Origin of the sequence: Chitinophaga oryziterrae, assembly GCF_009758125.1 — a bacterium.
Classification (GTDB): Bacteria; Bacteroidota; Bacteroidia; order Chitinophagales; family Chitinophagaceae; genus Chitinophaga; species Chitinophaga oryziterrae.
Genome location: NZ_WRXO01000006.1, coordinates 31118 through 55398, shown reverse-complemented (window position 1 = coordinate 55398; position 24281 = coordinate 31118). Strand labels below are relative to the sequence as shown.

Here is a 24281-nt window from a genome sequence, read left to right as displayed (position 1 = left end):
TTGTCATCCACATTTAAACTTATAAGTAAAAGGAGCCGCGGTGTTCCCGTATCCGACCTGCTTTGTACCGGTTTTATCCGTAATAAAGTAGGTCATGTTGGTAACAGTCTGGTTATCGCTTACGCCAAAGAAAGACCGTGGCCAGATGGTAATCCCAAACCTGCCACCACCTAAGGGTTTCATGCGTGTTCTGTCTGTCTGCTCACAGATAGTGATGGTCTGACCATCATTGGTCGTACCTGTAGCGCACAGATACAGTTCATCATTTCCTGACAGCCCGGTTTGTACTACATTGGAGTCAAATGTGAAGGTAACCAGATCATTATCCAGGGATTTTGGCGGAGAGATCGTTGTCAGTTGCGGATTGCAGAAGTCAACCAGGTCGCCGCTGCCACCGGTTACCGAGAAACAGTCCCCTACGTATTCATTATAATATTCTGCCGTAGCGCCATAACCTCCATCAGTGAAATTATCAGAAGTAAAACCATTGGTAGTATTGGCCACCACATAGGCCAGCTTTACGATGGTGGGGTTATCGTCCGCACCTACTTTCAGATTAAGATTGACAGAACCGGTGATCTTGTCATTGTTAGCATAGGTGAAGGGCACATCCGACTGCATCACCACCCATTCCATATCATCTATCAGGTTGCCGGCAATACCAAAAGTAGCCCTCATATAATCCGGCCAGTTCTTCCCATCACTATGCGGGGCCAGGGTGGTCAGCGGAGTCATAGTGAAACTGCCATTCCCTTTGCTGCTGTTATAGGTAGCCGTCATGTTTTGTGTGCCTTTCCAGCCTTTAGGCATCAGTACCCCTATGATAAGTTTGTCCGACCCATCTGAATTACAGGAAATATCGAGGTCCAGTTGGATGGGAACAACATCCCCCACCTGGGCTGTAGCGGGGATGGTGACTTTGGTAATCTTTATATGGCAGAAGCTGAAGACTATTGCTACTATCAGCAATGCGGACAGCATCCAGATCTTCCGTCCTTTGATATTTAAACGTGGTAGCATATTATTAATCAGGTTTAATTTTCCCTTTCCAGTGTATAGATATAGGAATTCAGTTCACAGCCGGGAATGAAGGTGAGGCTCAGTTGCCTGATGCCTGCAATCGTCGGATAATTAAAGGAGGTTGATACAGCAGAACCTCCATCAGGCGTCATTGTCAGTTTAAACGGATAGGCCGGATCATCCAGTTTATATTTTCCGTTCTTATTCACAAGAAAAGGCAGCTTGTTTATCAGTATATAATTATCTGTAGAATCAAATTTTAGCCTGAACTGTGTAAAGTCGAAAGCAGTTGTAATATCTGTACCGTTCCTGGTAGCTTTAATGACTTTCCAGCTCCCGGTGACATTCTTTGGCGCTTCTGCTAGGGGCGCAATCTCTTCTACTCTGCAGGATGAGAACAGCCAGATGGCTATTATGAGTATGTAACGATTCATAACGTGAAATGATTAAAGATTAATAACCGGGATTTTGTATCAGTTCCGGCGACTTACCCGTTTCTGAAAGCGGGAAAGGCCACAGGTACATTGCCGGACGGAAATTATGTTTGGTAACATTGAACAGTTTATAGGTAGCAGCAGTTCCGTTGCGGTTCACTTCCATTCCCTGAGACTGGACGTTTTCCGTTTGCAGGGCTATCTTCCATCTTCTCACGTCCCAGAACCGGTGTCCTTCATAGGCCAGCTCTAAGCGGCGTTCATTTTGTATCCAGGTCCGCATGTCATCCTTTGTGAGCCCTATGGGCAGTTGATAGGGATCTAATCCTGCACGCTGGCGTATAGCCTCCACTGCTGCATACACATTGCCTGTAGGCCCTTCATATTCATTGGCAGCTTCTGCATAGTTCAGTAATACTTCAGCATAGCGCATCTGCGGTAATACCCTGTTGCTGCCAAAGCTGAGCGTACCGGCAATTGCCGCAGGGTCCAGCATTTTGTTATTATAAAAACCCGTGATGGTACCCTGATGTACAGCATCCTGTCCGGTCAGGACACCATTATAGTTACCTACATAGATGTTTACCGGTGCGGAGCCATTTGTTTGCCCGTTGCCTGTACGTACCAGTAGCACGGTCTGATCGTGGATGATACTGTAATCCAGTCTGGGGTCACGGTCTTTATAAGGGTTATTGGGATCATAGCCGGAAGCAGGGTCTGTAATAGGTTTACCGTTCTTCATGGGGAATGCATCTACCAGTCCCTGATAAGGGAATGAACCGGTACCGTTACTTCCTCTTGAAGGCGGCAGGCACATATTCTCCAGGTCACTGTTACCACCAGGCCGCATCAGTTCAAAAATATATTCTGTATTTACCCGGAGAGGAAACAATCCCTGGAAACTGGGATTCAACGAATAAACCCCTAATGCGATCACTGCCTGTGCAGCAATTTCTGCCTCTTTCCAGCGATTGATATCATAAGCAGGATAGCCTACCAGTGCCGGATCTACTCCTGCACCGCCAGCGTCGGAAGGCAGCGTAGTACCATTAAACAAAGGGCTGGCGGCATACAACAGCACACGAGCTTTTAATGCCAGGCAGGCGCCTTTGGAGGCTCTTCCATAATTGAGGCCCGTCTGTGTTGCTGGCAGTGTCAAAGCCGCCGCATCACATTCAGACAGGATATAATCTACGCAGTCTGCATAAGTGCTTCTCTTTGCCACAATGGGCACATCATATGTCAACAGGGTATCGCCTACCAGCGGAACGCCGCCGTAGTGTTCTGTCAGAATAGCATAATACCAGGCCCTCAGAAAGTGAGCTTCGGCAAGCATCTGGTTTTTGTAGGCTTGTCTTAACGGTGCGTTGGGAAGGTTTTTAATAAGCACATTCACCGCGCGGATGTTGCTGTAGCAGGTCTTATAAGGTTCTTCCCCGATAATGCCCGCATTCACCGTACCGGTAGCGAACTGTGTGGCCGGTGTGGAAAAAGCATGTGATGGCTCTGCCTCGTCGCAGGCAGCTTCCAGTCCTCCGCAGACAATATAATTATAAGAAAAGCGGCTGAGGCTTGTACTAAGTCCCACATTGGAGTAGATATTGGCAAGGAAACCAACCGTCCTGGAACTGTCGGAAAATACGGTTTTCTCATCCAGGTTAGTGGTGGTTGTTGCAGCCAGGAAGCCTTCTTTTCTGCATGAGGACCAGACCAATGCTGATGCCATAAGTACAAAAACAGGAAAGCAGCGTTTTAACATAAATAACGTGGTTTACTTGTATCAGTGAATAGTGGTATAGTGCTGTTTTATATATCCGTTCGGTCTACTGGTAAATGAACCGGTTTAGCAAATTGACATGACGTGTGTTCCCTTTTTCTGAATTCTTCTGCTGACTAGGTTGAATAACGTGTTATGACACTAAAAATACGACTGTTAAACCGGTTTAGCAAATTAAAATTTGCTATTTATTTTTCTCAAAAAACTGATGGAAGAACAAGGTGTGATACCTGATGGAATTCGACCAGTATTCCCAGGTATGTCCGCCTGGTCTTACGGTATAATCGTGTGGAATTTTACGTTCCAGCAATTTTTCGTGCAAATTATTATTATACGTATTGAAGAAATCATCTGTTCCGCAATCGATAATCAGATCGAGTAAGTTGGGCGTAAGGAGATACAGCATGTTGATCACGCTGTTTTCTTCCCAGCGCACATGGTTTTCACTGTATTTACCCAGTACCTGGTCGAGGTCCCAGCTTTCGGGGAATGGGCACAGGTCTACCCCGCCACTCATACTACCCGCCGCACCAAAGGTACCGGGATGCCGGAAAGCGAGATACAACGCACCATGCCCACCCATGCTCAGACCGGTGATGGCCCTGCCCATACGGCTGGCAATAGTGGAATAATGCCTGTCGATCCAACTGACAAGTTCGGAGGATATATATGTTTCATACTTTGAGCCGGCTTTTACAGGACTATCGAAATACCAGCTTGCAAAATCCCCGTCCGGGCATACAATGATCATATGATATTCATCGCTCAGGTGGGTCAGTTCCGGATCTTTTTTGATCCAGTCGCTGTAATTCCCGCTAAACCCGTGCAACAGGTAAAGCACGGGAAATTTACGGCCGGAATTATAGTCGCCCGGAGTGATCACCACCGCTTTGATATCTTTGTGCATATCCTTGCTGGAAGTGCTGACGGTATCCACTTTCGCGGCCATCCCCACTGCGGCTGCCAGTACGAAAAGCAATAATAAAAATGTTTGTTTCATATTTCCGGTTATCTGGCTGAGGCAATGGTAATTTTATGTAGCTGTGGTTTATTGATCTCATAAATTTTATCCGTCAGCACGTTCATTTCCTGTTGCCATGCCTCACGGAGCGCCTTATAACGGGCACGGGAAAAATTATCCCTGTTACCTCCAATAAATATATTAGTGGCCGCGTAGGCATTTACGGTATCCATGGCAGCATTATTATCTTTGAAGAGCATTCCTTTTTCTCTCAGTACATTGAATTCCATCCAGGCATACATTCTCAGTCTTCTTTCAATTTCCCAGCGTTCCTCGTTCAATTCACTGATCTGAATAGCCTGCTGGTATTCCGGTGTACGGGGATTCTCTGCCAGGTTTATTCCTGTATTTAGTTGTCCCGCATCATAAGTACCAACCTTTTCACCATCCATCAGCAGGTCATACCGACCAGCTTTCAGTCCGCTCACCTGCAACACTTCCTGGTTGAATTCTTTCATGAAAGGCACTTCTTTCATTGCATCCGACTGTTTACGCTTATTACCCCATCCACGGATAACAGTATCCAACGGATAAGGCAGTGACTGCGCAAGGTAACCGAAGCTGACACCATCAGTCGTACCCGTTACAGTACTGATCTTACAGTTTGCCGCCTGTTTCACTTGCTTTGTACCGGCATCAATATGCATCGTGGCCACAGGCTGACCCACCAGACCCTGTGCTTTCAGGAACAGGTATGCCATTACCATATGTCCGTCATTATCCGGATGGATACGGTCGCCCGGCGTGAGGCTAAAAGTAGAATCCTGCTGTTGTTCACGCTGATTGATAGCCATCATGGGATGGTAAAAATCAACAAAAGGCCAGTTGTTCTTTTTAGCCGCCTGTTCCTGAAAAGTCACCACTTCACTCATGGCCTGTGTTTTTCCGGGAAAGATATTTTTATCATTGAATTTTGCCGTCCCATCGTAAGGAGAGCCGCCGATGAAAATCTTCTTAATATCGGAACGTTTTTTCAGCTTATCCTCCACTATGCCGTAATTGTTATAGGAACGCTGTATCCTTTTCTGCATAGTGTCCTTTCCATCTGAGCGGTACCATTCAAAATAGCCGGTATCATTCATGCCCCAGGTAAGGGTGAGTACAGTAGGCTTTTTTGAAAGCACATCGTCTTCAAAACGATCATTGATCTGACCGATCACGTCCCCTCCTATTCCTGCATTCAAACAGGTGATCCGCCTGTCGGGGAAACGGGTCATATAATACAGCCAGATATAGGAATGGTAATGCCCACCATCGGTAATACTGTTACCAACGAAAACGACACGGTCGCCTTTCTGAAAAGGTGCAGGATGTTGCTGCGCATTTGCCTGTAAAGTGGTTGCAGCGATAAACAGAAGCAGTAGTTTCTTCATTTGGTTTAGATTAATTATTGATACCCCATTGCTGATTCGGCGTTGGACCCATTACCAGTTCCAGCACGCCTCCTTTGGCAACATCCCTGAAGTCTATGTGACACTTGCTGTATGGTTTGCCATTCAGCCGGGCACTTTGTATATAAATATTCTCCGCTGAGTTGTTGATCGTTTTGATAGTAAACTTTCCCATTTGAATTTTATCAAATACGGGGCTGGTAATTTCCTGACGGGTATCCCCCGGGCATACAGGATGTAAGCCAATAGCTGCCAGTACATACCATGCGGACATCTGTCCAACATCCTCGTTGCCTACCAGTCCTTCTACCTTATCATGATACGCCCTTCGGCAGATGGCTCTTGTCCATTTCTGTGTCAGCCAGGGTTGGCCAAGCCTGTTAAACAGGAAGGGCACATGATGTACCGGTTCGTTTGCATGATTGTAATAATCGTTCCACATCATATTCTCCGGCGCCTGTTCAAAGAAGTGTTCCAGGTCACTGATTACCTTTTGTTTCCCCCCCATCAGCGCCACCATACCATCCACATCCTGCGGCACGAACCATCCCTGCTGGTAAGGATTACTTTCCATGGTACCATACCAGGGTTGCATCCTTCCGGAATCCGGCCAGGGGAGCCATTTACCTTCTTTATCCCTGGGTCTGAACCAGCCTTTCTCCGTGTCAAATACATTTTTATAATTCTCTCCTCTCCGGGCGTACTTCTTTTCATCTTCCGGATGATGCAGCCATTGGGCCATGCGGGATACGCACCAATCGGTGTATGCATATTCCAGTGTATAGGAAAGACTGAGATCACCCGGTGTATAACCGAGGGTGCCATTGCCAAACTTTTCCTGGGAATTTACAGAAAGCCTGTAAGCCTCCGGCACGTTATAATTACGGATACCCTTTGCATAAGCATCTGTGATAACAGATACGGCGGGATTTCCCAGCATACAGCCGGAATAGGCATTCAGCAGTTCCCAGCGCTCCAGGTAATCCTTTTTTTTCTCTTTAGCCAGTGTAATAAGGGAATTGATCAGATCATTGATCAGTGATGGATGAATGAGTGTCTGCAGCGGCATCTGGCTGCGGAACACGTCCCATCCGCTGAAGATAGTACGTTTATTGAAAGTACTGCTGGTATGTACTTTTCCATCTCCCCCCATATATTTCCCATCTGCATCCTGTATGATACGGGGGTCTATCATTGTGTGATACAAAGCCGTATAGAATACCTTCTTTTCTTCTGTCGTACCACCGGATACTTTAATGCGGGCAAGCTCCCTGTTCCATTGGTCATGCGCTTTGTTGCGGACAGCATCAAAATCCCAGTTACGGATTTCCTGTTGCAGGTTATGAGCCGCTCCATCCATGCTGACGAAAGAGATACCTGCTTTCATCTGTACCTGCTCCCCTTCCTTTGTATCGAATCCGGTAAAAAAGCCCAGGTGTTTTCCTTCCTTCTCCTTTATTCCTTTTAATATCTCCGCCTTACCTATCTGCTGCTGATAACGATCACTCTCCACATCTTCCAGTTTGCGTGTCCAGCTATCCGGGATGTCTGCGCTCCAGACGCCATAGTTACGCAGGGGCTTGCTGAACACCGCATAGAAATACACGGTATAATCTGCATGTCCATCGCCATTCCCCCATCCACCGCCATCAGGGGTACATTTCATCCAGCCTGTGATAGTACTGTCGTTCAGCACCTTTACATACTGGCGTGTGGAAGTCCCACCTACACGACGGGCAAGATCGATCTGTATCCCCGACTGCCGACCGGCAGGGAAAGTAAACCTGAGCATGCCACTATGCGGAGCAGCAGTCATCTCTGCCTTAATATTATAACCGGACAACAACACGGAGTAATATCCGGCAGCCGCTTTTTCGCTCGATTTAAGGTAGTCTGAACGGTATCCTTCACCATGTGTACCCTGTTTGCCCGCTTTGGTCTTTAAAGGGCCCGTAAATGGCATTACGAGGAAATTCCCGAGATCTCCATTCCAGCCAATACCGCTCATCTGCGTAAACGCAAATCCTTCAATACTTGTATGTTCATAGCTATAGCCGGAACCGTTGTCGCCACCGGTAATCGTATTCGGGCTCACCTGCACCATACCATAGGGAGTGGTAGCCCCGGGGAATGTTTTACCCAGCCCATGATAGATACCCGCAGCACCCGCACTTGTACTGGCCCCGATAAAGGGATTTACCAGGCCGGCGGGCGACTGAGCCCTGCTTATCGTACAAATAAGTATACATCCTGTAATTAACCTGATCATAATACTCTTTTAATTTTAACGGTACGGATACCGAAAGGAGGCAGTTCCAGCAGTACCTGTTTTTTAATCACGGCAAGAGACGCACGTTGTTTGCCGTTTAGTTCCACCAGGGCAGCGCTGTTGATTTCCTTTGTAAAAGAAAGACTGGCATGACTATTCTTTGCAGAAGGATTGAACAGCCTGATCAGCATACCATCCCCTTCCCATATCACAGCGCTCACCTGCGCTCCGTTTGCCTGGAACATTGACTGCCCGGCCATGTTCCCGTTGAATACAAGCAATGGTTCATTCCATTTATTATTCTCCATGCTGATATGGCCCTGTTCCCAGTTGCCGGCATGAGGTACGATTGCGTAATGGACAGTGGTAGGTCCGTCAATGGTATAATTACGTCCCCACAAGCCCATGCCTGAATACTGAATATCCAGTCCCAGCGGGAAATCCGTACCATGTGTATAACTGGTCGTATGATCGCTGAACAGCGCCATTCCGTATTTACCATCCGTAGCATCTACCCAGTTCAGCAAAACGTTATTCCTGATACTATCCCAGCTATTGTAAAATGTATTTTCCAGTTTACTTTCCGTTACATCAAACGGCGCATCTTTAGACACGTGTTGCTGTTTGAATGCAGAAGGGAACACTGCCAGCAGTTTACAGGTATCGTTATAGAAAGGCTTGGCCGGTAATTCCCATTTATACCTTTCTTTCGCAAACGGCTGCCCTATACCGGTATTCTCTTTCCAGTCTATTTCCAGGTTATAATCGATCTTAGGGTCCCCTGCCGTCAATGTGATCGTCTGTTTAAAAGATTCACCGGCAATCAGTCCTTTGAGCAACAGTTTAATCCTTAGCGGGCCGGCCTCCTGAATAGTCACATTTACAGGTGATTCCATTGATGACCTGAAACCGCCTTTATCATAAAAATCCCCTCTTAGTTCATTAAACTTTTCAGCTGCAAATTCTTTGTTTTGCAGATGTTTGGCAATGAGGCTTTTAATGACACCACCATGTAACGTGTCTATCATTATCTTGTAGAGGTCTGTTTCCAGCAAATAACCAGTACCCGTTCGTCTAAGGGCGGGAGTTACTTTCTCCTGCTGTGTATGCAGAAGATGGTATACGGTACTCCCCATCGCAGGAACAGTTGCCAGGAATAAAATACCATCCTTTACCAATTGAGAAATTATCTTTTCCCCTTTGCTATCAGTAACCTGTGCATCATTCCATCCGGCAGGGAGGTTTGCAAAAACAACTTCTTTTCTATTTTTCCCCAGTGTATTATAAACCGTTATACCGGTAGAATAGTTCAAACCTGTTTTATTAATGCTATCGCATATTTTACGTGTAGACATTGTCCAGTCAGCCGCTTTATCCGCCCATGTATTTCCAGGGTTACCGTTATAAGGTACGATCCAGCAATCATGATGTTCCGCCAGCAGCAAGGTACGCCATGCCCTGTCAAAAAGCTGTTGGGGCCATGTTATACTGCCATTCCATACTTTCATAGCAGCCAGTTTTTCTGACTGTATAATTTTATTTTCGGCAAGCCGTACACGCTGCGCAAGCTGTTGTGTAATCTGTGAGCCCCAGACAAGGCTTACAAGTATATCTTCCTGTGATACCTTCCATGTAGTTGCACTATCGTGAAGGGTTATATTTTCAAAATAGTTGCGCCAGGTTGTATATGTAGCATTATCTCCCAGAAAAGGACCACCTTTCCATCCGGCATCCTGCAGCGTCATTCCAACAGGATGGCGAATGCCGTATCGTTGTGCAGCAGAAAGGTATTCCGGGCTATTATTCCATGCGATGGTCTGCCAGGTGGATTTATCAGACAGTGCTTCTATCGCATAACGGGGAGAAGTAAGGATAGCAGTACCATCCGGCCCTGTCCAATTTACCAGCTCTCCGCCGTGTGCTCTTGTATATCCGCCAAAACAGGTATTCGGATTTTTCAGAGAAGCATATCTGAAACCCAGTGATTTCAGTATTTGCGGCAGAGAACTGGTAAAACAGGGTTCTTCAGAGGAATAGGTAGAAAAAACGATATCTGGAAAATGTTGTTGTAATTTGTGCATGCCATACTGGAACTGCCGGATAATGCTTTCGCCTGAGATATTGAACATGTAACCCTGGGCATAGGAAGGATTGACATATTCGATCCTGCCTTCAGCAAATAACTTCCTGAAATCCTGGTAAGCTGTAGCATCTGCAACCATGGCACTATCCCATGTCTCCGGTTCAATTTCAATATTTATATTCCATTGAGGATGTTTGCGTAACTGGTCTGCCATAAATCGGGTGTTCCAGGCGGGGTAATGCCCCCAGACACCGCCGTGATAGCCATCGATATACCAGGCTTTCTGCGCCATTGACTGCGAGGAAAAACTGATCATTATCAACAGCAGATATTGTAATGTTCTGCCCATGCTTAATTAGGTGAAGGGTTGTCTGTTATTGCTAAAATCCCTAAAACACCCGCCGGTAGCAGAGAAAGGATACTTTTCATATACGTGAAATATGCTAAACTGATTTAGCAAATAAAACACAAAAGAATGTCTCACACAAGACCATTAACAAATTATTATAATCATAATATATATACGGCTATTCATAAATTGTTTAAAGCGCCGGCGAAACTTTATTTTTGTTATTACTAAACCGGTTTAGCAAAATATTATATTATTGTGGAAACATTTACCACTTATGAAGTCAACTGTACTGTTGCTAATATTCCATGTTATCGGTAGTTCTCTATATGGTCAGCAGCTTCATTGGAAAATAAGTCCGCAACAGAGTCTTCCTTCACTGATTGCCACTGCAGGCTTTCCTGATAAAGACTGGGTCCCCGCAGTGGTGCCTGGTACCGTATTCTATTCCTATGTGAAAGCAGGTAAGGAAAAAGACCCGGATTACGGGGATAACATCTATACTGTTGATAAAGAAAAATATAACCGGCCGTTCTGGTACCGGGCCGAATTCCCGGCCATGACGGTTAAAAATAATCAGCGGGTATGGCTGAAATTCAATGGGATCAATAAATACGCTGACATCTGGTTCAATGGAAAACAGATTGGTTACCTGCATGGGCATATACAGCGGGGAATCTATGATATTACTGACCTGTTGAATACCAAAGGCGCCAATGCCATAGCGGTATTGGTTTCTCCTCCCAGGTCCGATCATGATCTTGCCAACCGGGAAAGCCCTACCTACATTTGCAGTGGCAGCTGGGACTGGATGCCGGCAGTACCCGGACTAAACAGCGGGATTACCGATACGGTAGCGTTGACGGTCACTGGTCCTGTGAGTATCTCTGATCCGTGGATACGTGCAGATATGCCGGATACTACTGCAGCGACTATCAGGGTATCTGCACAGGTCATTAACTCCTCTCCTGTTACTGTTACAGGGAAATTAAAAGCAGTGATTTCCCCGGGGAATATTATCATTAGCAGCGACGAAGTGAGATTGGCGCCTGGAAGTAGCCAGGAGATCAGTCTACAGCCCCAGCATATGCAATATCCGCATCTCTGGTGGCCCAATGGCTATGGTCAGCAATTTTTATATAATTGTAAATTATCGTTCGAAACAGCAAGGATCAGTCAGTCGTTCGGTATCAGGAAAATATCTGCTGATACCACTTCTCTGAATGGTCCTATGCGGGTATACGTCAACCAGGTACCTGTATTGTTAAAAGGCGGCAACTGGGGTATGTCTGATTATATGCTGAAAGCAAGAGGAAAGGATTACGAGACCCGTATCCGCCTGCATCAGGCCATGAACTTTAATATGATCCGCAACTGGACAGGCGAGGTAACGGACAATGCGTTTTATGAATACTGTGATCAATACGGTATCATGGTATGGGATGACTTCTGGCTGAATAACATGGGCGGTATAGACAGCCTGCCTATGTTTAAGGATAACGTGATCGAAAAGCTCAAAAAGTTCAGGGACCACCCCTCTATTGTCATTTGGTGTGGTGCTAATGAAGGCGTACCCGGAGGCAATCCGGATGGAGATCTCAGCAATGCTATCACCACGGCCATCCATACTTATGACGGCGATTACAGGCTATATCTGCCCCGTTCCAATGCCGGCGTAGCAAACCCGAATTTCTCTATTTATGGTGGCAGCAGGAATCTTTCGGGTAGCGGTATATGGGCGAATACAGATCCTAAGACCTATTTTACCGATCCGCATAACGGCTACCTTTTCTCAGCAAACAGCTGGGGGATGCGCAGTGAACTGGGCATGGCCACTTTTGTAAATCCTGAGAGCTTCAAAAAATTTATGCCACCAAATTGTTGGGTAGCCCCTACTCCGGATTCCGTAAAGAGCAAAGATAACATGTGGGCAAGGCATTTCTTCAGCACAGACGGAGCAATGGGTGGCGGAGCAGATCCCGTAAAATATATCAATGATATTAACAGAAGCTATGGACAAGCAGTATCATTGGAAGATTTTTGTAAGAAAGCACAGTTGCTGAACCTCGAAACGATGAAAGCCATGTTTGAAGCATGGAACGATCATATGTGGCAGGATGCCTCCGGTATGCTGATCTGGATGAGCCAGTCGGCCTATCCCTCCATGATCTGGCAGACTTATGATTATTACTATGATCTCACCGGCGCTTATTTCGGGGCCAGGTCCGCCTGTGAACCGGTACATATCCAATGGAACCCTGCGTCCGGAATGGTGAAGGTCATTAACAATAAAAACTATTCACTTCATCACCTCACAGCATCTGCAACAGTTTATAATGCAGATGGCAAAGCGGTGAGCCAATATGAGAAAAAAACGACTTTACAGGTAAATGCGAGTTCTGTGAAAGATGTTTTTACCATGCTTACTGATACTGCGGGTCTTTCTGACGTTTACTTTCTTCGTCTGAAACTATACGCAGCCAATGGACAGTTGTTATCAGAAAATACTTACCTGGCAGGGAAGTATACTTCGCTGAATACACTGCCGGCAGCAGAGATTTCTATCAGTGCACCGTTAAAAACCAGCAAGGGGGTTATTTATACTGTTTCGAATCGATCAACACGATCAGTCGCTGCAGGCATACGGGTACAGCTACTGGATAATAAGGGGAAACAAATATTACCAGTGCTGATCAATGATTCTTATTTTACACTAATGCAGGGAGAGAAAAAGCAGGTGGAGATAGAGGTTGCTTCAGATCAGTTAAAAAACGGGTACAGACTTGATGCGAAAGCATATAATGAATAAAAATACTTTGTAATGAAATACTTTCTCATTGTAATATTAATTTTACTGACAGGAAACGGTTATGCCCAATCTCCCGACAGGCCATGGAATTCCAGTTGGATAGCTGCCCCCAATGATCCCGGCACTGAATACGGCGTTTATTATTTCCGCAAAAGTATTCACCTGGATAGTAAGCCAGCTTCTTATATAGTGCATGTATCGGCAGACAACCGTTATAAACTATATGTGAATGGCACCCTGGTTTCACTTGGCCCGGCGCGTGGTGACACTTATTTCTGGAATTACGAAACAGTTGATCTCGCACCTTATCTCTCTACAGGAAAAAATATAGTAGCCGCACTTGTCTGGAATGAGGCCCAGTACCGTCCCGAAGCGCAGATCAGCAATCGTACAGGTTTTATACTGCAGGGCAATTCGCTGACGGAAGAGATACTGAACACTGACAATACGTGGAAATGCATGCGCGATACAGGACATGTGCCTGTTCCGGGTTGGTTTTTTGCTGCCAGCAAAGGTGAAATGGTAGACATGAACCAGGCGGTTAAAGGCGATTGGACAGCCGCAGATTATGATGACAGTAAGTGGCCGCTTGCAGCGAAGCTGATGGACGGAAAGCTGAAAGGCACCGCATGGGGGATCGACTGGGCACTGGTGCCTTCAACACTGCCACCAATGGAAATGACTTACCAGCGTATTCCTGTATTACGCAGCGCTGTTGGTGTCACCGTTCCGCCAGCCTTTCCCGGAAAAAAGACGTCAGTAACTATCCCCGCCAATACAAACATTGCGATATTGCTTGACCAGACTTTTGAAACAAACGCTTACGTAACACTTAATTTCAGCGGTGGCAAGGACGCAGGTATTTCATTAGGTTATGCCGAATCACTTTTCGATAATAACAGCGCTAAAGGGAATCGTAATGATATAACCGGCAAACAGTTCATAGGGCGAATAGACAGCCTCATCGCAGACGGTAGCAAGGGACAGACCTTTACAACGCTGAACTTCCGTACCTATCGTTACATCAGGATACTGGTACAAACCAAAAATGATCCGCTGGTGCTGGATGATATTTATGGCACTTTCACCGGTTATCCTTTTAAACCGGCATCCGCATTTAATACAGATAACAACGAAATAAAACAAATACTGGATATTGGCTGGCGTACAGCGAGGTTGAACGCCTGGGAATCCTATACGGACTGTCCTTACTATGAGCAGTTGCAATACATTGGCGATACGCGTATACAAGCTCTGATATCTTACTATAATACCAGCGATGACCGGCTGGCACGTAATGCCCTCACACAGATCGACCATTCACGCCTCGCCGAAGGCATTACCAGAAGCTGTTACCCTACCAAAGGCACACAGATCATATCCACCTTTTCGTTATGGTACATCTGCATGTTGCATGATTACTGGATGTACCGGGGCGATAATGACTTTATTAAAAATAAACTGGTTGGTGAAAGGGCCATACTGGATTTTTTCAGCAAATATCAGCAACCCGATGGTTCCGTAAAAAACACCCCTTACTGGGCGTTTGTAGACTGGGCCGGTAATCTGGCCGGCGATGTTAAAGGTGAGGATGGCTGCGCGGCTGTTTATGACCTGCAACTACTTTGGGCGTACCAGTGGGCGGCGGAAATGGAAGCAAAAATCGGTATGCCCGATTATGCCAGGATGTATAATCAAAAAGCCGCACAGTTAAAGGCTACCATCCAGCATAAGTACTGGGACCCGGTTAAAAAACTGTATGCTGATACTAAAGAAAAGACCGGGTATTCACAGCATGCTAATTCACTGGCCATACTTACAGGCATAGTGCCCGCTACGGATATGCCAGCTGTCGTTAACGGGCTGTTGAACGATAAAAGTTTAACCCAATGCACTGTTTACTTTAAATACTACCTGAATCAGGCGCTGATAAAAGCAGGCCGGGGGAATGATTATATGAGCTGGCTGGGTATCTGGCGTGAAAACCTAGCCATGGGCCTTACTACCTGGGCTGAGTATTCCGACATCAACACTACCCGCTCTGATTGTCATGCCTGGGGTGCAAGTCCTAATATCGAGTTTTACCGTACCGTTTTAGGCATCGACAGTAATGCGCCAGGTTTCAGTAAAATAAAGATTGAGCCTCATTTAGGCACTTTGACAAATGTAGGCGGCGAGATCCCCCACCCTGATGGGAAAGTTGCTGTCAAATATCTTTTAGAGGGTGGTAAGTGGAAAATCAATATTAGTCTGCCGGTGAAAACGTCGGGTGTATTTATGTGGAAAGCTAAAACATATGCGCTTAAGCCTGGTGCTAATTCATTTGTGATTTAAGTACGATGGTATTTTAGGAGGCTGATTCCGGGTTTATATAATGAGTTTTTGAACAAAAAGAGAAATATTTAGTTATTAAGAGACGAACGTTGATAGTAACAGGATGTTATAATCGGTACAAGTCAAAACGCCTTGAAGTAACTAGTATTTCTCCCAATTTCTCAAATAAATACATTACACCATGGACCTCAAAAAGAAGTTAGCACAACTTGGCAAACAGCCAGACATGATCCTCATCATTACCGACGAGCAGCGGGCTACACAACATTTCCCTCCGGGATGGGAGGCAGAAAATCTGCCAACGCTTACCTTTCTCAAAAAGAACGGTTTTAGTTTCGACAGGGCTTTCTGTAATACCTGTATGTGTTCACCCAGCCGGACAACTTTATTTACAGGGATTTATCCCGCTAAACATAAGGTTTCCCAAACACTGACCATAGGTGGTCCCTTATCGCCTTCGGAACCTACTATCAGTACATCGTTGCCCAACATAATGAATGTACTCTGGAATGATGGCTATGATGTGCAGTACCGCGGTAAATGGCACATGAGTAAAGGTGTTGCAGGCAACGGTGCTGTCACCAATTACGATACCCTGACACCTGCGGATATTTCTTTATTTGGCGCCATGGGCTGGGTAGCGCCGGATGCAGGAGAAGATGTGAACCCTTTAAATTTTGGAGGAGGATTTGCCAATCATGACGCCAGGTATGTGGCAGAAGCGATCAAATACCTGCAGACGGTAAAAGCGCAAAGGGCAGCAGGCAACCACAAACCCTATTGCCTTATCGTATCGCTGGTGAACCCTCACGATGTGTTGGCTTATCCCAAAACAGCAGGAACCTCAGGGTATCACGCTGATACCTGGTCGGGAAGAAAAATCGGGTTGCCCGACACTGTGAATGAGCATTTACTGGCTAATAAAAAGCCGATGGCGCAGGAACAAATCTTATTGGGGATGGATGCCTTGTTAGGACCTTTGCCTACAGTAGAACAAAAGTTAAATTATATAAACTTCTATGGATACCTGTTAACCCTGGTTGACAAAGAGATCGGTAAACTGATCAAAGAATTGTATGCCAAAGAAGGGAACGGAAAAAGCCTGGCTGAAACTGCCATTGTTACCTTTACCTCAGACCATGGAGAAATGGGACTTGCACACGGAGGACTGCGTCAGAAAACCTTTGTAGCTTACGAAGAAGCATTACGGGTTCCACTGGTCATATCCAACCCTGTTCTGTTTTCAGGTCACCCTATTCAGAATTCAATGGCCCTGGCTACGCTGGTAGATATCATGCCTACGTTCATGGAGATTGCCAATGTATCAAACCCTCCAACAGGACTTGCAGGCACCAGCCTGTTGCCGGTCATGGAAGATGGCACTCCTGTACAGGATAGTATATTATTTACTTACGATGATACAAAGGCAGGATCCAACAGTCAATGGTCTGCAGTAAATGCAGCAAATCGTATCCGCTGTATCCGTACAGAGAAATGGAAGTATAGTTATTATTTTGATGCAGCGGGCGCTTATTACAACCAGTATGAGCTGTATGATCTGGTAAATGATCCTTCTGAATATACCAACCTCGCATATGATCCGGCATACAAAGAAGTACGGACCGAGCTGCAAAAACAATTGCATCAGCTGGAAATAGATAAGTTAAGGGTGTTGACATCCAAGGAAACGGAAAACGTTCAGGAACCACAGTTGGACAATATCACGGCTTAATCATTTCTAATTAAAAGAGCTTTCAGGTCTTTGGACTTGAAAGCTCTTTTAGATTTTAGTTAGGGAGAGCAGACACTTATAATTGGATTTAACAGGGTTTAAAAAAAGTCATTTAAAGTTACCGGTTTTACGGGACTGCACTATAGTAATAAGATCTACTGTTTACTGGATAATAATTTTCTGCCCCAGCCATACAGAACCGTTAAATACCTGTATAATATAAATACCCGGCCTTATACCGCTTACATTTATACTGGTTGATCTGATACCTTCGCCATATATAATCTGCCTGGTTATTTTACCCGAAATATCAATAATTTTCACCTCTTTAATAGACTGGCTGGCGGCGGCCGTTTTAATCGTATTATTCAATAAGATGTTCAGGTTATCAGTCGCTGGAACAGGATACACTTTAAAAGTTTTAGTGGACGTTTCAATGGACGCTGTCCCTTTAAGAGACAGTATGCTATCCTCTGCAACTCGCTGCCCATGTCCCGGAGGGAAGCATATCTTATCGCTAAGCGCCCTAACATTCAGGTGATAAGCTGCAGATACATTACCCGAACATCCTACGGCCCTGATATAAACACTCAGGCTCTGATCACAGGCAACATAAAACCTGGGGGGAAGAGACATACTGGTCCAGGTTGAATTATCGTAAGAATACTGGTAAGTTACCCCAACAGGAACATTTATTGCATAATAAGTGCCGGAATTTGCGCAATACCCAATAGTTCCCGGGCAATCGCCTTTCCAGGAATATTGTGGTATGGGTGGATTCGTAATACTAACGGTAATAGTTTTGGAAAAATGCATGGTGGTACCGCATGATACGGATTGGGATTTTGATACAGTGAATAGGATTACATAAATCGGGCATATAGAAAGGCTAACTATCCGGTTATAAGGAGATTAAATGGTGATACTAATTAACGTTTTTTTTTTGACACTGCAAGCCAGGTTATATACATATTTTAAGCTTGTATAAATAACGGTGTCATCAGGGATTAATTGATAATTTGTTACAACCCTGATCATATCAGACCTTGAAAAGTATTATGTGATCTTGTTCAAAACCGGACAGTGCAACATCAAAATCTTACCGGTTCATTTCCTCTGTAAATGCTTTGTACTTTGCAGGTAAGCCAGGATCAAGTCGAAAATAAAAAGGGATAGGCTATCCCTTTTTATTTCAATATAGAAAATATAATTACTTATTGTGCTCGTTTAACAATACATTCCAGTTCAGCCATAAAGTTTTCAGCGTCCTTTTGAGAACGGATTACCTGAGCTAAACCATCAACATGAACAGGCTTAGATGGCACAGGCTTTGAATCGCTGCCCTGATCTCTCTGTGCAGTTTTCTTATACTGATCTATCTTCTGTTGAATATTTTGATTCATGATTGTGCGAATAAACTATTGCTGAAAAGTAATAAAGCTGTAAAATTTCATGGCAGGTGTTAATGAATGAGCAATAAATATAATAAAAAAGACCCCAATTTTTTAAATTCAGTATCTTCTGCAATGACTCAGTTTAAATGTTATGACAGCGTAGATTGGCAGATGTTGTTGATCATAAATACACTGCATCTGACTGTTTAGTTCCCTGATTTAGCTTTGGAATATGGGTTCAGGATTTGTTTTTCAATTTAACTTCACCTAATATTCACGTCAGATAAGGTGTATTTATTGATCAACAACATCCAGCGCGAAGATTATGTAATCAAATTGAGTTACTACCGTATCTTCAAAAATGTATCTTTCTAATTCTTTATTAAAGGATTTTAAAAGTAAAAGAGATTGAGGTACAATCTCCTTTACTTTTTATAATTACGGTATAAATTCCTTCAGCCAATCCTTCACATTAAACGATGGGCAAGCCTTGTGCACACCGGGGAAATCCCTGTGCCCCTGAATAACAGCCGCAGGATACTTTTCTCTCAGTACACAAACGATATAGTACATAGCCGCTTTCTGGCTTAACGTCCGCGTATCCTGAGGATTATTATCTCCATCTACACCGCCAATGTAACTAACATGAATGCAGACATTGTTGTAACCCGCAACACCATTTGCAACCAGCTCTTCATCTAATAACTGCCGTATAGTACCATCTGCAGGTAAGATGTAGTGGTAGCCGGGATTCTTCCAGTGAAGCTGTGTTCTCCAATAGTTCTGTATGGCGGCAACCGGTGTTAAAGGCGGCGTTGCCGTACAGTGGATAACGATATATTTTATGTTTCGCATAATCAGAATTTTATAAATGAGTATTGTAACGAGATCCCTACAGAAGGTGTAAACGTTTTTCCATTCCATCCGTAACCAGCGTATGGGCCGATTGAAAAATGTTGCCTGTTTATCATCCTCAGCGCAGTAATACCTGTTAAGTGAACATTTGGATTCAGACTATAAGCATCTACGTAAGTTTTTTTATGCCGCTGATAAGCGGTGATGATAATCGAATCCGTGAACCGGTAATTAATAACCGGCTCTTTTCCTATTTCGCCTGTAAGGTCCAGCCAGCGGTCATGGAAGCGTAATTTGTATATTGTAGTAGAATCCGGCAGATAGACGGTGTCTACTGCTGGATGCAGGAAGCCCGAAGCCGTGGTGCTGATGGCGGTTGCTTCCTGGACTTCCTTCTGCTTCGTCTGGCTCTTTACAGCGTTTAAAAAAACGGATGGTACTTTTATGTTGCCGGTCATTTTGCTGAGAAGTTCAACCGCCCTTGCCAGTGCTTGTAAAAATTACGGATGCATTAAGTGTATCATTAGATTATCTGGCAGGTATCATAGAAAAAAATCCTTCTTATGATAAAGATTCTATCTCCAGAGAATTGGTGCTGCTGTTAACTAAAATAGAGAGTTACCCAAATCGGATGTAAGTATCATAGAAGCTGTTGTAGATGCATTCAGTAAATGCCCAATTAAACGCTGCAAAATAAAGGGTTTCATCAATACATTCAGAATCAATTAATTAAGTGTATTTGACCTCTAATTTAAGGGGGCTTGTAACCTACTGATATTCAGTGCTTATGGTGATATAAGCCCTATATAAGCCCACTATAAGTCCTATACAACAGCTCTACGAGCCCACCTTATTTAGAGTGGGCTTATATAGCAATTATATTTGTCTTAATAACAGATTTTGGGTAAATTGTAGCAGAGACCCCACACAATATGGCCCAACTTAGAGGAGGTATCGATTTCACCGGAAGAATCGGAGGTTTATCCGCCTACAAAAGAAGAGATATGGATGGTACGTTTGTCCGAAGCCCCGGCGGAGCATCCAAAAAGAAAATCAAAACAGCTAAAAGTTTTGAAAGAACGCGGGAGAACAATCTCGAATGGAAAGGTTGCGGAAGAGCAGCTGCCAGAATCAGATGGGCAGTGTTGTTTGTACGGCATCTTGCAGACCACAACATTGCACCTCAGTTTTCCAAATTATGCAAAGTGATGCAGTTGCAGGATACTGCAAATCTGAGAGGACAACGGTCTATTCTGCTTTCGAAGCACAGGGAGCTCCTGGAAGGATTCCGCATTACGCAAAAGAACCCTTTTGATGGTGTGGTAAGACATCCGTTGAAATGTGAGATTATAAGAGAAACCGGTAGTGCATGGGTACAGTTGCCTAACCTGATGCCGGAAATAAACCTGTTCATTCCCTGGCAGTATCCGTTGTTCCGGTTCGTAATTTCACTACAGGCTATTACAGATTTGCACTATAACTATCCTGTGTTTACAAGGAAAGACACTGACGCTGCTCCGGCTGCTTATACAGCGTGGCAACCAACAGGACAGAATTATACAGGAGAACGTATCGAATTACAATTAGAAGGAGGACAGAAGCCGGATGACTCCTGGACGTTCATACTATCTGTCGGACTTGAAATGGGTACCCCCATCAGCAACAATGTTGTAAATACGATGAAATATGCAGGCTGTGCCAGGATATTGGCATTAGGGTAATCTTCTTCTTTTTCATAGTAAAAATCAAGTAGATGGTTTGTAAAAGAAGATAAAATCCAAAATATTTGTTTCAACTAACACATATTAAAATAAAATAATATAATTTGATTTAAGTTATTCAATGGCGAAATCTTGTAATGATTTTAATTCATTAACTTTACCCATCGACGAAAATTTATTATACTAGATGATTACACAGGAAGAATTATTAGCATTGTTACCCACTTTAGAGACTGATAGCGTTGAAAAAACTATTTCTTTAACCAATCGGGATAAGTTTGGTGAAGCAATCTGTTCTTTTTGCAATGATCTGGCAGGGAACAGGAAGCCCGGTTATTTAATCATTGGTGTACATGATGATGGTAAAATTGCTGGAATTAGTGTTGATGAAAGATTTCTTCAATTGCTAATGGATTTTCGTACTGATGGACGAATTGTTCCACCTCCAGCCATGACTGTCAAAAAATTTACTTTTGACGAGGGAGATATTGCAGTTGTAGAGGTCCAGCCATCTCATGTTCCTCCTGTGCGTTTTAATGGTAAAGTCTGTGTAAGGGTGGGACCACGCAAAAGCATTGCTAATGAAGCCGAAGAAAGAATTTTAAGTGAAAAGAGATCCTCTTTTGTCCGTTCATTTGATACCTTACCCTGCTATGGTAGCGACCTTGAAGATCTAAGCGTAGATATCTTCAAATTATCTTATTTACCTACAGCTATAGATAGGGAAACTCTTGAAGCAAATGGAAGGGAAATTAAACAGCAGCTTTCTTCCTTAAAATTTTACGATCCAAAGGCTGATATGCCAACTCATGCAGGAATTTTGTTATTCGGTAAAAATCCATTATTTTATTTACCAGGTTCATATGTTCAATATGTACGATTTGTTGGTACAGATGAAGTGAGTGACTTTGATTTTGAGTATAGATTTCATGGAGATTTAACTACACAAATGAGAGTGATGGACGATTTTATAAAATCACAAATTGCTAAGCGTGTACAAGTAAAATTGGGTGAAGAGTATTCATCAATTTACCCGGCATCTGCAATTCAAGAGTTACTTTATAATGCAATTATTCATCGTGACTATCAATCTAACGCTCCAATAAAATTTTACGAGTTTTCTGATCGTATTGAAATTACCAATCCTGGGGGACTATATGGTGATGCACGTCCTGAAAACTTTCCCAATAAAAATGACTACAGAAATCCAACATTGGCAGAAGCCGCCAAGAATCTTGGATTTATAAATAGTTTTAATGTAGGAGTTAAAAGAGCTATTGCTGCACTCATAAAGAATGGATCGCCTGAACCTAGATTTATAGTAGACCAGGCAACTAGTTTTGGAGTTATCATTTACAAAAAGCAATAATGAAAACTATAGCTTTTTTTAACAATAAAGGAGGGGTTGGCAAGACAACATTAGTTTATCATATTACGTATATGCTGGCGGAACTTGGCTATAAGTGTTTAGCTGTAGATTTAGATCCTCAGACAAACCTGACATCAATGTTTTTAAATGATGAACGGCTACAAGAAATTTATGATAATGACTCGTCAAGGCCAACTATATTAGAAAGCATTAAACCAGTTAACAGAGGGATCGGAGATATTCTTCCTGCTCACATTGAAAAAATCAACGATAACATTGGACTAATCCCTGGAGACCTGGAGTTGTCGCTTTTTGAAGACAAACTAAGCAGTAGCTGGCTGAGTTCTCTAAACTATGATGAAGCTGCCTTCAGAACTGTGTCATCATTTTATAGAATCATAAAGGAGGCAGGCGAGCGATTTGATGCTGATTTTAGTATTATTGACATGGGACCAAACTTCGGAGCAATAAATAGGGCTACCCTGATAGCGGCTGATTTTGTAGTGGTACCAATGGCTGCAGATTTGTTTTCTTTGCAAGGATTAAAGAACCTTGGTAATAGACTGGAGGCATGGCAGAGAGAGTGGTCAGATAGATTTAGTCGAAATCCAGAACCTTCATTAGAACTTCCTACTGCAGCTATCGCACCATTAGGATACGTAGTAATGCAACACGGGATCAAAGAAAGCAGACCTGTAAAATCATATTTAAAATGGGCCAATAGAATACCTAACGTATTCAGACAATTTGTACTAAGCAATAAGGCTGTCATTAGCATAAATATCAATGATGATGTATATTGTTTAGCCTTATTAAAACATTATCACAGTCTGATCCCCATGGCAATGGAAGCCAGAAAGCCTATATTCCTTTTAAAGCCTTCCGATGGTGCCATTGGCGCACATTTAGGTGCAGTAAAAAACAGTTATGATGATTTCGAAAAATTGACCAGGAAAATAATTAATTACATGAGTATTAGCGGGACTGATAAAGACTGGCGATCATTAATGTAAATGAATAAACTCTGTACATGTTTAAATTGAGGAATTGGATTCCCTCTGATTAAGAGCTTTTTATCAGGACCAGGTTCAAAAAAAGGGAAGCCCTTTTTTTGAACCTATCGCAAGAAGCTTAATCTCACACTCTCACATAATGTAATCCCACTACTCCGCTTTTTAATAGTGTTGCTTTTACCAGCTTAAGATTGGTTTTGTTTTTTATATTTTGATATGCAGGTATACCACTTCCCAATAGTACCGGGTTAAGCGTAAGCTGGTATTCATCAATTAAATCAAGCTCCATAAACGAATGCGCCAGTCCAGGACTGCCAAATATCACGAGGTCTTTCCCTGGTTGTTGTTTTAGCTTATTTATTTCTTCGGCAATGTTTTCATTTATAACTATAGTGTTGTTCCACGCTGCTTTTTTCATGGTTTTGGAAAACACAATTTTTGTTGCTTTATCTACCCATTGGGCGTGTGCCTTACTATGTTCGCTTGCATCGGGATTATCGAGCACTTTAGGCCAGTAACCTGCCATCAGTTCATAAGTTACCCGTCCATATACAGGAGAGCCAACAGTAGCCACTATTCCGTCAGCATATTGCTGCAATTCACTGTCATAAGAAATCCAATCCAGCCCGCCGTTTGCATCTGCTGCAAAACCATCGAGCGATACATGCATAAATAAAACCAGCTTTCTCATAGTACTATTTTTTAATTGT

The 24281-nt window shown here is 43.7% G+C and carries 18 protein-coding genes; 6 read left to right on the top strand and 12 right to left on the bottom strand.

The annotated features are described in order from the left end of the window. Positions 1 to 3: 3 nt before the first annotated feature. The 7 genes from GO495_RS20120 to GO495_RS20090 form a co-directional block, all read right to left on the bottom strand. Entirely contained in the window at positions 4 to 1020 is a 1017-nt protein-coding gene (locus tag GO495_RS20120; protein ID WP_157301524.1) for a DUF4961 domain-containing protein, read from the bottom strand. Positions 1021 to 1034: 14 nt separating this feature from the next. After that, complete coding sequence (locus GO495_RS20115) at positions 1035 to 1454, bottom strand: DUF5004 domain-containing protein (RefSeq protein WP_157301523.1); 420 nt, start codon at positions 1452 to 1454, stop codon at positions 1035 to 1037. Between the two features lie 19 nt (positions 1455 to 1473). Next, complete coding sequence (locus GO495_RS20110; RefSeq protein ID WP_157301522.1) at positions 1474 to 3213, bottom strand: RagB/SusD family nutrient uptake outer membrane protein; 1740 nt, start codon at positions 3211 to 3213, stop codon at positions 1474 to 1476. 202 nt (positions 3214 to 3415) lie between these two features. After that, on the bottom strand, positions 3416 to 4231 hold the full coding sequence (locus GO495_RS20105) for an alpha/beta hydrolase (protein WP_157301521.1): 816 nt from the start codon (positions 4229 to 4231) through the stop codon (positions 3416 to 3418). 8 nt (positions 4232 to 4239) lie between these two features. Continuing rightward, positions 4240 to 5625, bottom strand: coding sequence for an SGNH/GDSL hydrolase family protein (locus tag GO495_RS20100; RefSeq protein ID WP_157301520.1), 1386 nt, complete (start codon positions 5623 to 5625; stop codon positions 4240 to 4242). A gap of 10 nt (positions 5626 to 5635) precedes the next feature. Continuing rightward, positions 5636 to 7912: a GH92 family glycosyl hydrolase gene (locus GO495_RS20095; RefSeq protein WP_157301519.1), complete on the bottom strand. Its 2277-nt coding sequence runs from the start codon at positions 7910 to 7912 to the stop codon at positions 5636 to 5638. Continuing rightward, positions 7909 to 10344, bottom strand: coding sequence for a glycoside hydrolase family 38 N-terminal domain-containing protein (locus GO495_RS20090; RefSeq protein ID WP_157301518.1), 2436 nt, complete (start codon positions 10342 to 10344; stop codon positions 7909 to 7911). Before GO495_RS20090 ends, GO495_RS20095 begins: the two co-directional genes overlap by 4 nt. Positions 10345 to 10621: 277 nt before the next feature. Here GO495_RS20090 and GO495_RS20085 point away from each other — a divergent pair, with 277 nt between their 5' ends. The 3 genes from GO495_RS20085 to GO495_RS20075 all read left to right on the top strand — a co-directional run bounded on the left by GO495_RS20085 (position 10622) and on the right by GO495_RS20075 (position 17219). Next, a complete protein-coding gene (locus tag GO495_RS20085; protein ID WP_157301517.1) occupies positions 10622 to 13153 on the top strand; it encodes a glycoside hydrolase family 2 protein in 2532 nt (843 codons plus the stop codon). Between the two features lie 12 nt (positions 13154 to 13165). Then, positions 13166 to 15487 carry an alpha-L-rhamnosidase-related protein gene (locus GO495_RS20080; RefSeq protein WP_157301516.1) on the top strand — a complete coding sequence of 774 codons (2322 nt, stop codon included), beginning with the start codon at positions 13166 to 13168 and terminating at the stop codon, positions 15485 to 15487. A 181-nt stretch (positions 15488 to 15668) separates the two neighbouring features. Further along, positions 15669 to 17219, top strand: a complete 1551-nt coding sequence (locus tag GO495_RS20075; RefSeq protein WP_157301515.1) for a sulfatase family protein — start codon at positions 15669 to 15671, stop codon at positions 17217 to 17219. Between the two features lie 162 nt (positions 17220 to 17381). On the opposite strand, the gene GO495_RS20070 is transcribed toward GO495_RS20075, so the two are convergent. The 4 genes from GO495_RS20070 to GO495_RS20055 all read right to left on the bottom strand — a co-directional run bounded on the left by GO495_RS20070 (position 17382) and on the right by GO495_RS20055 (position 19926). After that, positions 17382 to 18035: a T9SS type A sorting domain-containing protein gene (locus GO495_RS20070; RefSeq protein WP_157301514.1), complete on the bottom strand. Its 654-nt coding sequence runs from the start codon at positions 18033 to 18035 to the stop codon at positions 17382 to 17384. A gap of 398 nt (positions 18036 to 18433) precedes the next feature. Beyond that, positions 18434 to 18622, bottom strand: a complete 189-nt coding sequence (locus GO495_RS20065; RefSeq protein ID WP_157301513.1) for a hypothetical protein — start codon at positions 18620 to 18622, stop codon at positions 18434 to 18436. 429 nt (positions 18623 to 19051) lie between these two features. Next, positions 19052 to 19468, bottom strand: coding sequence for an N-acetylmuramoyl-L-alanine amidase (locus GO495_RS20060; RefSeq protein WP_157301512.1), 417 nt, complete (start codon positions 19466 to 19468; stop codon positions 19052 to 19054). Positions 19469 to 19470: 2 nt separating this feature from the next. After that, on the bottom strand, positions 19471 to 19926 hold the full coding sequence (locus GO495_RS20055; protein WP_157301511.1) for a hypothetical protein: 456 nt from the start codon (positions 19924 to 19926) through the stop codon (positions 19471 to 19473). 474 nt (positions 19927 to 20400) lie between these two features. Here GO495_RS20055 and GO495_RS20050 point away from each other — a divergent pair, with 474 nt between their 5' ends. From GO495_RS20050 to GO495_RS20040, 3 genes are all read left to right on the top strand, one after another. Then, entirely contained in the window at positions 20401 to 21189 is a 789-nt protein-coding gene (locus GO495_RS20050; protein ID WP_157301510.1) for a hypothetical protein, read from the top strand. Between the two features lie 187 nt (positions 21190 to 21376). Further along, complete coding sequence (locus GO495_RS20045) at positions 21377 to 22558, top strand: ATP-binding protein (RefSeq protein ID WP_157301509.1); 1182 nt, start codon at positions 21377 to 21379, stop codon at positions 22556 to 22558. After that, the gene (locus tag GO495_RS20040) at positions 22558 to 23571 is read left to right on the top strand and encodes a ParA family protein (protein WP_157301508.1); all 1014 of its coding nucleotides are present in this window, start codon (positions 22558 to 22560) and stop codon (positions 23569 to 23571) included. The genes GO495_RS20045 and GO495_RS20040 overlap by 1 nt, the downstream gene beginning before the upstream one ends. Positions 23572 to 23695: 124 nt before the next feature. On the opposite strand, the gene GO495_RS20035 is transcribed toward GO495_RS20040, so the two are convergent. Then, a complete protein-coding gene (locus GO495_RS20035) occupies positions 23696 to 24262 on the bottom strand; it encodes a dihydrofolate reductase family protein (RefSeq protein WP_157301507.1) in 567 nt (188 codons plus the stop codon). Between the last annotated feature and the right edge of the window lie 19 nt (positions 24263 to 24281).